Source organism: Bacillus chungangensis, from assembly GCF_030812995.1.
Classification (GTDB): domain Bacteria; phylum Bacillota; class Bacilli; order Bacillales; family Bacillaceae_C; genus Bacillus_CF; species Bacillus_CF chungangensis.
Genome location: NZ_JAUSTT010000023.1, coordinates 76,481 through 91,629, shown reverse-complemented (window position 1 = coordinate 91,629; position 15,149 = coordinate 76,481). Strand labels below are relative to the sequence as shown.

At 39.3% G+C, this 15,149-nt stretch carries 15 protein-coding genes; all 15 read right to left on the bottom strand.

The annotated features are described in order from the left end of the window. Positions 1 to 126 precede the first annotated feature (126 nt). The 15 genes from murA to glyA all read right to left on the bottom strand — a co-directional run bounded on the left by murA (position 127) and on the right by glyA (position 14,963). The gene (gene murA / locus J2S08_RS17080) at positions 127 to 1,434 is read right to left on the bottom strand and encodes a UDP-N-acetylglucosamine 1-carboxyvinyltransferase (protein ID WP_307231654.1); all 1,308 of its coding nucleotides are present in this window, start codon (positions 1,432 to 1,434) and stop codon (positions 127 to 129) included. A 32-nt stretch (positions 1,435 to 1,466) separates the two neighbouring features. Next, positions 1,467 to 2,213, bottom strand: coding sequence for a YwmB family TATA-box binding protein (locus tag J2S08_RS17075; protein ID WP_307231652.1), 747 nt, complete (start codon positions 2,211 to 2,213; stop codon positions 1,467 to 1,469). A gap of 400 nt (positions 2,214 to 2,613) precedes the next feature. Continuing rightward, positions 2,614 to 2,868, bottom strand: coding sequence for a DUF1146 family protein (locus tag J2S08_RS17070; protein WP_307231650.1), 255 nt, complete (start codon positions 2,866 to 2,868; stop codon positions 2,614 to 2,616). Positions 2,869 to 2,936: 68 nt separating this feature from the next. Next, entirely contained in the window at positions 2,937 to 3,341 is a 405-nt protein-coding gene (locus J2S08_RS17065) for a F0F1 ATP synthase subunit epsilon (RefSeq protein ID WP_307231648.1), read from the bottom strand. 22 nt (positions 3,342 to 3,363) lie between these two features. Beyond that, positions 3,364 to 4,779, bottom strand: a complete 1,416-nt coding sequence (atpD, locus tag J2S08_RS17060) for a F0F1 ATP synthase subunit beta (RefSeq protein WP_307231647.1) — start codon at positions 4,777 to 4,779, stop codon at positions 3,364 to 3,366. A 46-nt stretch (positions 4,780 to 4,825) separates the two neighbouring features. Next, a complete protein-coding gene (locus J2S08_RS17055) occupies positions 4,826 to 5,683 on the bottom strand; it encodes a F0F1 ATP synthase subunit gamma (protein WP_307231645.1) in 858 nt (285 codons plus the stop codon). Positions 5,684 to 5,893: 210 nt separating this feature from the next. Beyond that, on the bottom strand, positions 5,894 to 7,408 hold the full coding sequence (gene atpA / locus J2S08_RS17050) for a F0F1 ATP synthase subunit alpha (protein ID WP_307231643.1): 1,515 nt from the start codon (positions 7,406 to 7,408) through the stop codon (positions 5,894 to 5,896). A gap of 143 nt (positions 7,409 to 7,551) precedes the next feature. Continuing rightward, entirely contained in the window at positions 7,552 to 8,088 is a 537-nt protein-coding gene (locus J2S08_RS17045; RefSeq protein WP_307231641.1) for a F0F1 ATP synthase subunit delta, read from the bottom strand. Continuing rightward, complete coding sequence (gene atpF / locus J2S08_RS17040; protein ID WP_307231639.1) at positions 8,085 to 8,597, bottom strand: F0F1 ATP synthase subunit B; 513 nt, start codon at positions 8,595 to 8,597, stop codon at positions 8,085 to 8,087. The genes J2S08_RS17045 and atpF overlap by 4 nt, the downstream gene beginning before the upstream one ends. A gap of 143 nt (positions 8,598 to 8,740) precedes the next feature. After that, entirely contained in the window at positions 8,741 to 8,953 is a 213-nt protein-coding gene (gene atpE / locus J2S08_RS17035; protein WP_307231637.1) for a F0F1 ATP synthase subunit C, read from the bottom strand. A 76-nt stretch (positions 8,954 to 9,029) separates the two neighbouring features. After that, positions 9,030 to 9,740, bottom strand: a complete 711-nt coding sequence (gene atpB, locus J2S08_RS17030) for a F0F1 ATP synthase subunit A (protein WP_307231635.1) — start codon at positions 9,738 to 9,740, stop codon at positions 9,030 to 9,032. 6 nt (positions 9,741 to 9,746) lie between these two features. After that, complete coding sequence (locus tag J2S08_RS17025) at positions 9,747 to 10,139, bottom strand: ATP synthase subunit I (RefSeq protein WP_307231633.1); 393 nt, start codon at positions 10,137 to 10,139, stop codon at positions 9,747 to 9,749. Positions 10,140 to 11,330: 1,191 nt separating this feature from the next. Next, positions 11,331 to 12,482: a non-hydrolyzing UDP-N-acetylglucosamine 2-epimerase gene (gene wecB, locus J2S08_RS17020; protein ID WP_307231631.1), complete on the bottom strand. Its 1,152-nt coding sequence runs from the start codon at positions 12,480 to 12,482 to the stop codon at positions 11,331 to 11,333. 44 nt (positions 12,483 to 12,526) lie between these two features. Then, a complete protein-coding gene (gene upp / locus J2S08_RS17015) occupies positions 12,527 to 13,156 on the bottom strand; it encodes a uracil phosphoribosyltransferase (protein WP_307231629.1) in 630 nt (209 codons plus the stop codon). A gap of 565 nt (positions 13,157 to 13,721) precedes the next feature. After that, positions 13,722 to 14,963, bottom strand: a complete 1,242-nt coding sequence (glyA, locus tag J2S08_RS17010) for a serine hydroxymethyltransferase (protein ID WP_307231628.1) — start codon at positions 14,961 to 14,963, stop codon at positions 13,722 to 13,724. Positions 14,964 to 15,149: the final 186 nt, after the last annotated feature.

Here is a 15,149-nt window from a genome sequence, read left to right as displayed (position 1 = left end):
GGGAATCGTTTTTACCTAGGTAACGTATTCCAACCTTTAACAATTCATTTGTGTAGCAAAGCTACACAAGGTGCGACTGCCCGTCGCACATAAAAGAAGCCTCCGTAATGGAAGGCTTCAACTTTATTAATGATTCAACACATTCACTTTTTTTGGCAATGAAGCCACTGCTTCAACGCCATCATTGATACGTTCAATATCTGCTCCAAGCGCCTTTAACTTTGTATGGAAATTCAAATAGCCCCGATCCAAATGATGCAGTTCTGTCACACGCGTATAGCCATCAGCTTTAAGTCCAGCGATAATTAATGCTGCTCCCGCCCGTAAATCGGTCGCTGCAACCTCAGCACCTTGAAGCTTTGATGGCCCATTAATAATAACAGAACGCCCTTCAATTTTAATATCCGCATTCATACGGCGGAATTCCTCCGCATGCATGAATCTGTTTTCGAAAACTGTTTCTGTGATCATACCAGTTCCTTGGGATGCTAACAATAAAGACATGATTTGTGATTGCATATCTGTTGGAAATCCGGGATGCGGCATTGTTTTAATATCAACTGCTTTTAACGTTTTTGGACCGATTACACGCAAACCATTTTCCACTTCTTTAACAGTTACGTTCATTTCTTCTAATTTTGCAATGAGCGACGTTAAATGCTCTGGAACTGCACCTTCTACCACAATGTCTCCTTCAGTGATTGCGGCGGCAATCATGAAAGTGCCTGCCTCTATACGATCTGGAATAATAGTATGTTCAGTGGCGAATAATTTTTTTACGCCTTCTATACGAATTGAACCAGTACCTGCACCTTTTACAATTGCTCCCATTTTGTTCATAAAATTCGCTAAATCAACTATTTCAGGCTCTTTAGCACAGTTTTCAATCACAGTTGTTCCTTTTGCCAAACTAGCCGCCATCATAATATTTTGGGTTGCTCCTACACTTGGAAAGTCTAAATATATTTTAGCACCGTGCAATTCATTGGCAGTCGCTTCAATATAACCGTTTCCAACTGTTACATGAGCTCCCATCGCTTCAAAGCCTTTTAAATGCAAATCAATTGGCCTGGAACCAATTGCACATCCACCAGGAAGAGCAACACGGGCTTTTCCTTTCCTCGCAAGCAATGATCCCATCACAAGGACAGAAGCACGCATTTTTCGAACATATTCAAATGGTGCTTCGATGTTTAACTCGTTTGATGCATCAACAGTTACTTTTCCCTCATGAAATGTTACATCAGCATTTAAATATCGTAGTACTTCATTAATTGTATATACATCGGAGAGTGTCGGTACATCACGAATGACACTTTTTCCTTCACTTGCTAATAACGATGCAGCGATAACAGGCAATACGGAATTTTTTGCACCTTCTATTTTAACAGTACCATGCAGCCTTTTTCCGCCGCGGACGATGATTTTTTCCAAGAGTATTCCCCTCCGCGTCCATTTTCTCTATATTAATATTCAATCGTGATGATGGGTGTTCCGATAACAACGGATGTCTTTCTATCCCATCCATTTTTTCTAAGTGCTAATTGGATATTCATTTCGCCATTTTTTGTCGAAAGTTTTTCGCTTAACTCATCTGTATAGGCAGAAATGGAATAAAAATCGAACTCCTTTAATGATTCTATTTCTATTGCATGTAAGTTTGCCAAATATTTATTCGCATAATATGGCAGCTCTTGAGAAGAATCATCATTGAATTCGCCTTTGATACAAGAGAAAATCAAGGTATTTTTTCCATACATTTTCGTGATGCTTTGGTTTAAGCGAGATGCTAGCTGGTTAGCTGTTTCTTCATCCCAGCTATTACCTGATACTTGGTAGATTAAATATGTATGCCTGGTATGATCTTCTCTAATAGTGTTAAGTATCACTGTTTCTAAAAAGTGTTGATGTTGAAGTGTACCAGTTAATTGAACTGTTTGATGATCTTGAGAAAGCACCCATTCCATCTTTGGATATTCGTTTCTTAATGCCATCATTTTTTCTTCTACACTTTTTTCTGTTGGAAGCTGAACCATTTCTCTTGTATATAGAGACCATTCAATAAGATGTCCGTCTTGTTTGTTAAAAGTATCAATTAAAAATTCCAAATCAGCAATCGGTGCGAACGTTCTTGCTTGTGAAGTAAATGCAGTACTACTCAGTACAAACATAAGCACAATAAATTGACATAATAGAAGCCCTTTTTTCCCCATTTTTTTCTCCCCTTTTCAGTAAGTTGCTAAAAGAGGTGCTTTTAAATTTACTTCCTCCTTCAGAACAATTACTAAAAGTTTGTCCATCAAGAAAAAAAGAAATACATTAGGAAAATCGGCAACTTCAGACATTATTATATACCATTCAATGGAAAAGAAACAAATGAATATTTCTCTTTTTAATTTAAGAAGATTTTTAAAAAGCATGTGTTTGCCTATTGATGCGTTTGTTGCATGTTCTTAAAAATTTGCAATGTATCAGCAATCGTTAAGCTCTATGAAAATCTTGACACTTTTTGTCCATGTCATTTCAAATTGAGGCACTGCATAAAAATAACACACACGCAACTCAAATCATAATCAAAAATTACTTTATTGAAAACATGCGAAAAGAACTATTTTATATTAAAAAGAAAACTTGCTGTAAAATAAGCGGCAATTGCTGAGACCAAAGCAAATAATCCAGAAAGAAATTACTAACAGTTGAACCGATTGCAATTGTTAAAAGTACATAAAGCAATCTTGCCTGAAAAACATGGTTTCCTTTTAATAATCGTTCAAAATGAAGGGCTTGAAGAGCCCAAAAAGTAATCGCAATAAAAATGAGGTGTGACATGATACTGACCAATGCCTGCTGACCAAAACCAGAAATCATCCAATCACTCCTTTTTAATTACAGTAAAAAATAGCCAGGCACTATAAGCACCTGGCCTTCACAGACAGCTAGTAGCGATTTTCCGAGACTGAAATCCGATTCATTGCACGTTTTAATGCAAATTCTGCACGTTTAAAGTCAAGATCATCTCTTTTCGCTTGTAAATAACTTTCTGCACGCTTTTTCGCTTCTATAGCGCGATGCACATCTATATTTTCAGCTTTCTCGGCTGACTGCGCTAAAATAGTTACTTGATCTGGCCGAACTTCTATAAAGCCGCCGCTAATAGCTACAAGCTCTTGTCTGTTGTCTTTTTGTAAACGAACAGCTGCAATTTGAAGTGGTGCAACCATTGGAATATGTCCAGGCAATATTCCAAGCTCGCCGCTATGAGCTTTCGTACTCACCATTTCTACATTGCTTTCATAGACTGGGCCGTCGGGAGTGACAATACTTACTTTTAATGTCTTCATTTTTTTCCCTCCTGGTCCCTAATTATACTTCCGCACCCATCTCTTTTGCTTTTTCTATTACGTCTTCAATTGGGCCTACAAGTCGAAATGCATCTTCTGGCAGATGGTCATATTTACCTTCTAAAATATCTTTAAAGCCACGAATAGTGTCCTTTACAGGAACATAAGATCCCTTTTGGCCAGTAAATTGCTCGGCAACATGGAAGTTTTGCGATAAGAAAAATTGAATACGGCGAGCACGATGGACAATTAGTTTATCTTCATCACTAAGCTCATCCATTCCGAGCATGGCGATAATATCTTGAAGTTCTCTATAACGCTGCAGCGTTTGTTGAACTTGTCGAGCAACATAATAATGCTCTTCTCCAACGATTTCTGGTGATAACGCACGAGATGTAGAAGCCAATGGATCCACAGCAGGATAAATACCCATTTCTGTCAATTTCCGCTCTAAGTTAGTTGTCGCGTCCAAGTGAGCAAACGTTGTTGCAGGCGCTGGATCCGTATAGTCATCCGCAGGTACATAAATCGCTTGAATAGATGTAACTGAGCCCACATTTGTTGACGTAATACGCTCTTGCAATTGCCCCATTTCGGTTGCAAGTGTTGGTTGGTAACCAACCGCTGATGGCATCCGACCTAAAAGGGCAGATACCTCAGAACCTGCTTGCGTGAAACGGAAAATATTATCGATAAAGAGCAACACGTCTTGTCCTTGCTCGTCACGGAAATATTCTGCCATTGTTAAACCCGTTAATGCCACTCTCATCCGCGCACCAGGGGGCTCGTTCATTTGTCCAAAAACCATTGCTGTTTTTCCGATAACACCGGAATCTTTCATTTCAAAGTAAAGGTCATTACCTTCACGTGTCCGTTCGCCAACACCAGCAAATACAGAAATTCCTCCGTGTTCTTGCGCAATGTTGTTAATCAATTCTTGAATTAATACTGTTTTCCCTACTCCAGCACCACCAAAAAGACCAATCTTACCACCTTTTACGTAAGGAGCAAGCAAGTCTACTACTTTAATGCCTGTTTCTAAAATTTCAGTTTGAGTAGAGAGTTTTTCAAATGTTGGCGCCTGTCTATGAATAGAGTCTCTTCTTATATCAGCAGGAAGTTCCTCATCTAAATCAATAGTCTCTCCTAAAACATTAAAAACACGGCCAAGTGTTACATCACCAACTGGGACAGAGATAGGTCCCTCTGTATTCACGACTTCCATTCCACGCTGAACTCCGTCAGTTGATGCCATTGCGATTGTACGTACTGTGTCATCACCTAAATGAAGCGCTACTTCAAGGGTAAGTTTAATCTCTAAGCCCGCTTCCGTTGTATGCTCGATCTTTAAGGCATGATAGATATCTGGCAGTTGTCCGTTTTCAAACTTTACGTCAACGACTGGCCCCATTACCTGTAGCACATGTCCTATATTCATCGTTTTCCCTCCTAACATGCTTCAAAACATCTATAAAAAGCAAGCTTTATTCTAACGCCGCTGCACCACCGACAATTTCTGTAATTTCTTGTGTAATCATTGCTTGGCGAGCTCGATTATACGTAATATTAAGATCATCGATCAGTTCTTTAGCATTATCCGTTGCGTTCTTCATAGCAGACATCCTTGCTGCATGCTCACTTGCCTTTCCATCCAATAAAGCCCCATAAATAAGGCTTTCTGCATATTGCGGCAGCAATACTTCTAAAATTTCTTGCGAAGATGGTTCAAATTCATAAGATGTTAAGACATCAGAAGTTTGGATGTCTGTCAATGGCAACAATTTTTTCTCTGTTACTTCATGCGTTATTGCATTCACAAAATGATTATAAAATAGATACAATTCATCAAACATTGCATCTTCAAACATGCCAACTGTGCTGGAAGTAATGTCTTTAATGTCAGCAAATGTAGGATGGTCAGGCAACCCAACGATTTCTAAAACAACATTCATATTGAGTTTTTTAAAGAAATCGCGGCCCATGCGCCCAATTGCAATAATTGCATATTCATCAGTTGAACGATGCCGTTTTTGAATCGTACTATGAACTTGGCGTAAAATGCTGCTATTGTACGATCCCGCTAATCCACTATCAGAAGTGATAACCAAATAACCCGTTTTCTTAATAGGACGAGAAACAAGCATTGGGTGACTTGCGTCCGTGCTTCCATGAGCAATGCTGGAAACAACCTCTTGAATTTTATCCATATATGGTACGAATGATTTCGCATTCGCTTCCGCACGACTTAGCTTAGACGCAGAAACCATCTCCATTGCTTTTGTTATTTGACTCATTTTTTTAGTTGAAGTGATCCGAGACTGAATATCACGTAAGGATGCCATTGGTACTCACCACCTTGTTTCTAGAATGATAGACCGATTATCTTCACTTTTGAATGTATGCCATCTTCGATGGCCACGTCAAAAGCAAATGCTAGGCTTATAAAAAAGGGGAACGATTTTTTCATAGCTGTATGATTCTAAACAGATTCCAACCGTGTTTATTCCCCTTCAATTATGCATTGTTCTTTACACTCAAATATATCTAATCTATTAAGATTCAGACGACTTAGCAAACGTCTTTTTAAAGCCATTAATTGCATCTGCCATCGCATCATCTTCTGGCAATCCGCCTGTTGTCCGAATTTGATCCAGCAATTCAGAACGGTTGTGGTCTAACCAAGTGTATAATTCTCCTTCAAAACGAACAATATCTTCGACTGGAATATCATCTAAAAAGCCTTTCGTTAAAGCGTATAGAATCACCACTTGCTTTTCTACTTTAATCGGCTTATTCAAGTCTTGTTTAAGAACTTCAACGGTACGCTCTCCGCGAGCTAACTTTGCTTGTGTTGCTTTATCTAAGTCAGAACCAAACTGTGCAAAGGCCTCTAATTCACGGAAAGAAGCAAGGTCGAGACGAAGTGTCCCAGACACTTTTTTCATTGCTTTCGTTTGTGCTGCACCACCAACACGAGATACAGAAAGCCCTGCATTAATCGCTGGACGAACACCTGCAAAGAAAAGATCAGACTGCAAGAAAATTTGTCCATCTGTAATCGAAATAACGTTTGTTGGAATGTAAGCGGAAATATCCCCAGCTTGTGTTTCAACGAAAGGCAATGCTGTTAAAGAACCGCCGCCTCTTGCATCACTTAGCTTTGCTGCTCGCTCTAATAAACGAGAATGCAGATAGAATACATCCCCAGGATATGCTTCACGGCCTGGTGGACGTTTCAATAGCAAGGAGAGTTCACGATATGCAGCCGCCTGCTTTGATAAGTCATCGTAGACTACAAGTACGTGTTTGCCATTGTACATAAACTCTTCACCCATCGTAACACCAGCATATGGTGCTAGGAATAGCAGTGGAGCTGGTTGCGAAGCAGAAGCAGTTACAACAATCGTATAATCCAATGCTCCGTGCTTTCTAAGTGTTTCAACTGAGTTTCGTACAGTTGATTCTTTTTGCCCAATAGCAACATAAACACAGATCATGTTTTGGTCTGCTTGGTTCAAGATCGTATCAATAGCAACGGTTGTTTTACCTGTTTGTCTATCTCCGATTATTAATTCACGTTGCCCTCTTCCGATAGGGACAAGTGCGTCAATTGCTTTAATTCCTGTTTGCAATGGTTCAAATACGGATTTACGATCCATTACGCCAGGAGCTGGCGTTTCGATCGGACGAGATTTTGTTGTGTTAATTGGTCCAAGCCCATCAACTGGTTGTCCCAATGGATTTACAACCCGGCCAATTAGTTCCTCTCCAACTGGAACTTCCATGATCCTTCCAGTACGGCGAACTTCATCACCTTCACGAATTTCCGTATATGGTCCTAATATGATAATACCAACATTATTTTCTTCTAGGTTTTGCGCCATCCCCATGACACCATTAGAGAACTCTAGTAGTTCTCCTGCCATGACATTGTCGAGACCATGAGCACGTGCGATACCGTCACCAATTTGAATAACAGTACCAACATCGCTAACTTTCATGTCTGATTGGTAGCCCTCAATCTGCTTTTTTATCAGTGCGCTGATTTCTTCAGCTTTTATGCTCACGAAGTTCACCCCTCATTTTATCCAGTTTTTTCGCCTAAACAATGGATTCTTTATTATTTAAGGCATTTGTTTTCATGTTTCATCCCTACAAGTAGGGGGCTGTAATCACCGCTAAGATAAGTGATGATGAATGAAGCAGTTATTTAACTAATTAAAGTGCGTTCAAGTCGATTCAATTTTTCACGCAAACTGCCATCGTATATGCGATTGCCGATCACGATTTTCATACCGCCAAGCAAATCTGTGTCGATCACATTTTGAATATTTAATGCTTTTTTGCCAATCTTCGCTGCAAAAGCTGCAGAAACTGCTTTGCTTTCCATTTCAGTCAAAGCGCGATAAGAATACACAACTGCATCCTCAATTCCCTTTTCTTCATTTGCCAGCTTCACATATGCATCCACAATAGATATCATATGTTCTTCACGGTGGCGATCCGTTAAAATCATCATGACATTTAAAACATATAAAGAAACAGAATGAAATGTTTCTTTAATCAATGTTTTTTTATCACCAGGAGAGAGTCGCGGTGACTTTAACAGTTCCAAAAAGGAAGGGTTTTCGCTTAATACTTTTTTTACGACACGTAGATCTTCTTCTACCTGTTCAATGATATTCTTTTCTTTCGCCAATTGAAAAAGCGCTGTGGCATAACGTTTAGCGACACTATTATAACTCATCGCTCTTCTCCTGCCCCGTCAATAATCTCTTGAATTAATTTATCTTGATCCGCTTGATTTAGTTCTTTTTCAATTACTTTTGAAGCAATAAGCACTGATAACGATGCCACTTGATCTCGAACAGCTGCAATTGCTTGTTCTTTTTGCTGCTCAATGGTTACCTTCGCTGTTTCTTGCATTCGTTCTGCTTCAGCACGAGCTGTAAGAATGATTTCTTCTCGTTGTGTTTCACCATGCTTTTTCGCATTTTCTATCATTAATTGTGCTTCTTTGCGAGCTTCTTTTAACATTTCTCTTTGCTCTTCTAACAATTTATTTGCTTCTACACGGCTTTTCTCTGCCTCATCTATTTCTTTTGCAACGTGTTCTTCACGTTGTTTCATGATTCCCATTAATGGTCCCCATGCTAATTTTTTCAATAGAAACATAAGTAAGGCGAAAGTGATTAATGTGACGAGAATATCACCGCCATAAAAAACTGCACCAAGTACGAGCCCATCTATCAACACGTTTGCTTCACTCCTTTCGGATAGTTTGCTTCTTTATCATATTCAAATCTCGAAATGCCTTCCGAGTTGTTTCATTTTTCTTCATAAAGCAAAGGCGAAGGTTCTTATCGAATAATCTTCGCCGTTTGTCGAACTTATTTGTCCTATCTACCTTGTAGCATAAAGGCGATAACTGCACCCATGATAGGAATCGCCTCAACGAAAGCTATCCCGATAAACATTGTCGTTTGAAGCATTCCACGTGCTTCTGGCTGACGAGCCATTCCTTCAACTGTCTTAGAAACGATCATTCCGTTACCAAGTCCAGCACCTAGTCCTGCTAAACCAATTGCGATTGCTGCTGCAATTCCATACATGAAAAAATTCCTCCTTTAATATATAAAAAATAATTCATCTAATATTTTTCGTTCAGCAATGTGAACAAGTATATGGTTAATGGTCTGTACTCACTTTATGAGAAATATAAACCATTGTTAATAATGTAAAAATAAACGCTTGAATTGCCCCGACAAAAATACTAAATCCTTGCCATGCCATTAAAGGAATGATGGAGCCGACAAAGCCTAGCCAACCACTATTTCCTAATGTGGCCAATAAACCTATTAACACTTCACCCGCATAAAGGTTTCCGTAAAGACGGAGTCCTAAGCTGAGTGTATTTGCAAATTCTTCAATAATTTTAAAAGGAAACATAAATCCCACTGGTTTAAAGAAATCGCGGCCATATTCTTTCATACCTTTTAATTTCACACCATAATAGTGTGACAAGCCAACGACCATTACTGCTAATGTCATCGTCACAATTGGATCAGCCGTTGGAGATTTCCACCAGAGTTCATCACCAATGACGATTGCAAATGGCAGCCCTAGCATGTTAGAAACAAATATAAACATGATGAGGGTCATGCCTAGCAAGTGAAAGTTTCCTCCAGTTTTCCAATCCATATTGCTATTGATGATGCCTTTAACAAAATCCATTACCCATTCGATGAAGTTTTGCATTCCAGTCGGTTTCATCTCTAGTTTTCTAGTAGAAACGACCGCAATGATGAGGACAATGACTGCAGAAACTAGCAACATCAAAATATTAGATAAGTTAAACCAGAGTCCCATAAATTCAAAAAGTGGCGCCTCATGTCCCAAACAAATTCACCTCTCTTCCCGCTTCTTACATGATTGTATCATTTCAATCAATATAAAATCTATCATAATGACAAGAATAGATGCCATCAGGCCTATTAAGTAGCTTGCAATATGGAAATATTCTGGATACCTCATAGCAATGATTACACCAACGACAGCTGCTGCCATTCGCGACAACGTCCCTAGTGAACGAGCTTTTTTCCCACCTGCAACTGCCTCGCCGAAGCGGGTCGTTTTTCTTATCATTAGCCAATGATTAAAAAAACTAATCACTGTTCCCAATATAAGCCCTAGAAAAATTGATTTGTATGGGGTGAATCCCCACCCTAAGACTAATAGTGATAACAGGTATAGTATGTATTTTCGATGTCGGTTGAACATTTGCTGGAGTTCTGGCATATCTGATTCTCCTAATGAAAGGTTGTTCAAAAAGTCCGGGCAAAAATGACTCGCGTATTTCCGCGTCACTCCGTCGCTCCGATCCTCACGTATCATTTATACGTTCCGGGTCTCGCGAGCGATCGTTCCTTGAACTACTCGGTCCTTTTCGTCCTCCTTTTGAACGTGAATAATTTGTCAGGTTGTTCAAAAAGTCCGGGCAAAATGACTCGCGTATTTCCGCGTCACTCCGTCGCTCCGATCCTCACGTATCATTTATACGTTCCGGGTCTCGCGAGCGATCGTTCCTTGAACTACTCGGTCCTTTTCGTCCTCCTTTTGAACGTGAATAATTTGTCAGGTTGTTCAAAAAGTCCGGGTAAAATGACTCGCGTATTTCTCCGTCACTCTGTCGCTCCGATTTTCACATATAATATAAACGCTCCGGTTCTTACAAGCGATCGTTTCTTGAACTACTCGGTTCTTTTTGTCCCTTTGAATGTGCATTTTGTTAGGTTGTTCAAAACCGGGTAAAGTGACTCGCATATTTCTCCGTCACTCTAACAATCCGACCCACACGCATTAATTATATGCTCCGGTTTCGCGAAAAATCATTTCCTTTTTGGTGAACTTTTTCGAACATGCCCTATTGTTAGGTAATTCAAAAAGTCAGGATAAATTATTTACGTCTTTTGGCTTCACGTTGATTGACAAATTCGTAAAGATTTTCCATTCAGAAACCATATAAAAAAACAACCAGAGCTCCGCCCAAGCGAAAAAACAAAGTGAGAATAACTGCACTTGATTGTATAAGCCTACTTAAATGATAAGCTATAACAATAGAAAAATATCGAAAACCATACTTGGAATTTTTGTTCGCTAATGGACGAATTGCTATACACACATTCTTTTATTCGATGCCTTTCTTCTAGAAGTGATTTTATCCGTTCATCACCACTCAATTTAAAGAGTTTGTCCAGCTTTTTTACCATTAAAGATGATAAAAAGTTTTTTCATCTTATTCATAGTGAAAATGTGAAAAGGTTATCATCTCATTACCTTTGTTAGCATACAATAGGGTCATGGCAATGTCAACGTGTTTCAAGGAAAAAAACGCAAAATAAAACGCTTTAATGTGATCTCTTTCACAAAATCATCATATTTTTTAATAAGACCTGAATAAACAAATTTTTTAGGTATATGTCCTTATTTTTAATCGAACGGTTTAAATGGCTTAGGTCTTGGGATGTTTTTATGAAAATAAAAACGGATTGCTTCAGTAATTCGCGCTGCTGCATTTCCATCACCATAAGGATTCACAGCTTTAGCCATTTTCTCGTATGCTTGCTTATTTGTCATTAGTTCGTTTGCCATTTCAAAAATTGGCTCTTCTTCTATTCCTGCCAATTTTAAGGTTCCTGCCTCTATTCCTTCTGGACGTTCCGTTGTATCACGAAGTACAAGTACTGGTACACCTAATGATGGCGCCTCTTCTTGAACGCCTCCAGAATCAGTCAAAATTAAATATGCTCTATTAGCAAAATTATGGAAATCTGTTGCATCGAGCGGTTCCATTAAATGAATGCGTTTATGATTTCCTAATATTTCATTGGCAAGTTCGCGGACTGCTGGATTTAAGTGCATTGGATATACAACCTGCACATCTTGATATGCTTCTACAATCCGTTTTACCGCACGAAACATATTGCGCATCGGTTCCCCTATGTTTTCACGGCGATGAGCAGTTAATAATAACAGGCGATCATTTCCTAGCTGTTGAAGCACATCATGCGTATAATCTTTTTTTACTGTCGTTTTCAAGGCATCAATAGCAGTATTGCCAGTAATAAAAATTGTTTCAGATTTTTTGTTTTCAGCTAACAGATTTTGGGCTGATTTCTCTGTTGGCGAGAAGTGAAGATCAGCAATAACTCCCGTTAACTGCCGATTCATCTCTTCAGGAAAAGGAGAATACTTATTCCAAGTTCGCAATCCGGCCTCCACATGCCCAACAAAGATTTGATTATAAAACGCTGCTAAGCTTGCAACAAAGGTCGTTGTAGTATCGCCATGAACAAGAACAATATCTGGCTTTGTCTCTTTCATTACTCTATCAAGGCCTTCTAATCCACGTGTTGTCACATCTATTAATGTCTGGCGCTCCTGCATAATATCAAGATCATAATCAGGTTGAATTTGAAAAATATTTAACACCTGATCCAACATTTCTCGATGCTGAGCCGTTACTGTAACAATCGATTCAAAATGAGCAGGCTGTTTTTTCATTTCCAACACTAGCGGAGCCATTTTTATTGCTTCTGGCCTTGTTCCAAATATCGTCATCACTTTGATTGGTTTTGTCAATTTCTTCCCTCCTACAGGAGATTGTCATTTGTGCAGATAAGTATTTATTTTGTACCGAATAATCGATCTCCAGCATCACCTAGTCCTGGTAAGATATAGCCATGATCGTCTAGTTTTTCATCTAAGCCAGCAATATAAATATCAACATCAGGGTGTGCTTCTTTTAAAGCTGTAACCCCTTCTGGTGCAGCAACAAGACACATAAATTTAATGCTGAAAGCACCTCTCTTTTTTAAAGCATGAATAGCTTCTACAGCAGAACCTCCCGTTGCCAGCATCGGGTCCACAACAATAAAATTACGTTCACTCACATCATTAGGGAGTTTCACGTAGTACTCTACAGGTTTTAGTGTTTTTGGATCACGGTATAAACCAATATGTCCTACTTTTGCAGCTGGCATTAAATTCAAGATGCCTTCTACCATTCCAATCCCTGCTCTTAAAATAGGGACAATGCCTATCTTTTTCCCAGCAAGCACTTTCGCTTTCGTCTTCACTAATGGTGTCTCAATTTCTATATCCTTCAGCGGCATATCACGAGTAATCTCATAAGCCATAAGAGTAGCGACCTCATCTACAAGTTCACGAAATTCTTTCGTTCCAGTTTCTTTATTGCGAATATAAGTTAGTTTGTGTTGAATGAGGGGGTGATTAATGACATGTACGTTGCTCATACGCTTTCTCCTTTTTACCGTATTATTTCAAACTGCTAATTACAATTCTAATTACTAGGATGCACAATACTAGCAAAAAAATATCCTCTCTTGTTGAGAAGGAAGTAAACATAGTAAAATGCTTCTTGTTTATTTTAGCATTGTTTTGATCTTCACACACCATTTGTTATTTTACAAAAAGGAAAACGTTTGAGCAAGGCTAGATAATGTGAAACTTCCATCAGTGAGATTTTCTCTCATCTCCCATACAGAAAACCTCAAAGCTAAAACGTGAACGTTCTCGAAAAAAGAGAGCATTTTTGATCGTGCAGGATCGAACTAAACTGACTATCACTTTCAGTTATCCCTACCGAGTCCTATTGATTCCTCTCCTTTTAAGGTGAGCGGGCTTGCTGCTGGTTGGATGTGGGATAAAGAAACCGTCTTCATGTGCTTACGCTGCTGCTGGAAAAGATTATATACCTTTGCTGCTGTTATAGAACCTGACACGATTCATTGTTTTTAAAAAAACCCTGATGCAAGAATCTTCTCATCAGGGCTGCTTCTCGGTCATTTGTGTTTTTTATTACATGTCTTTATACAACTCAAATTTCGCTGTTAAATCTGTAACACGTTGTTTCGCTACTTCTAGTGCTTCTTGATTATCGTGATTTTTTAAAGTATATGCGATAATCGATGCAATTTCTTCCATTTCTTCTTTACCGAAGCCGCGTGAGGTGACAGCAGGCGTACCAATTCTGATACCGCTTGTAACAAACGGGCTTTCTGGGTCAAAAGGAATCGTGTTCTTATTAACGGTAATTCCTACTTCGTCCAGAACATGCTCTGCCACTTTACCAGTTAAGTGAAGTGAGCGAACGTCCAGAAGCAGTAAATGATTGTCTGTTCCACCTGATACGAGTTGGATGCCTTCTCGAATTAAGCATTCACCAAGATGTTTAGCATTTTCAATTACTTGCTTTGCATAAGATTTAAAACTGTCTTCTAATACTTCCCCTAATGCAATTGCTTTAGCTGCAATCACATGCATTAGAGGTCCACCTTGAATACCAGGGAAAATCGCTTTATCGATCTTCTTTGCATACTCCTCCTTGCATAAAATCATTCCGCCGCGAGGACCACGCAGTGTTTTATGTGTTGTTGTCGTAACAAAATCAGCATACGGTACTGGATTTGGATGGAGCCCTGCTGCAACCAATCCTGCTATATGAGCCATATCAACCATGAAATAAGCACCGACTTCATCTGCAATTTCCCGGAATTTTCTAAAGTCTATTTCTCGAGGATAAGCACTTGCTCCTGCAACAATCAACTTTGGTTTATGTATGCGTGCCTTTTCCATCACATCGTCATAATCGATGTATTGCGTTTCTTGATCAACACCGTATTCTACAAAGCGGTATTGGACGCCGCTAAAATTAACTGGACTGCCGTGTGTTAAATGCCCTCCATGTGAAAGATTCATACCAAGAACCGTATCTCCATGCTCCAATATTGTGTAATAGACTGCCATGTTCGCTTGAGCACCAGAGTGCGGCTGTACGTTGGCATGTTCAGCGCCAAAAATTTCTTTTGCACGGTCGCGCGCTAAATCTTCAACGATATCAACATATTCACAGCCCCCATAATAACGGCGTCTAGGGTACCCTTCCGCATATTTGTTCGTTAAAACCGATCCTTGCGCTTCCATCACAGCCTCACTTACAAAGTTTTCAGAAGCGATTAATTCGATCTTGGCCCGTTGGCGATGCAGCTCATGCTGTATTGCTTCGTAGACTGCTTTATCTTGTTCCCTTATTTTGCTCATTTTAAATCCTCCATTTCGTCAGTGACTATCAACGTGATGAAAAGCTATAGAGGTTTATTCAAAAAGATGGCTGAAAAATAGGCTAGTTTTCGTGAAAATGCAGGGCAGATAACAACGACGAATACCCTATCATTTTCAATTGTAGATCTAGTTGCATTTCATTTAACAAATTTTTGAATACACACT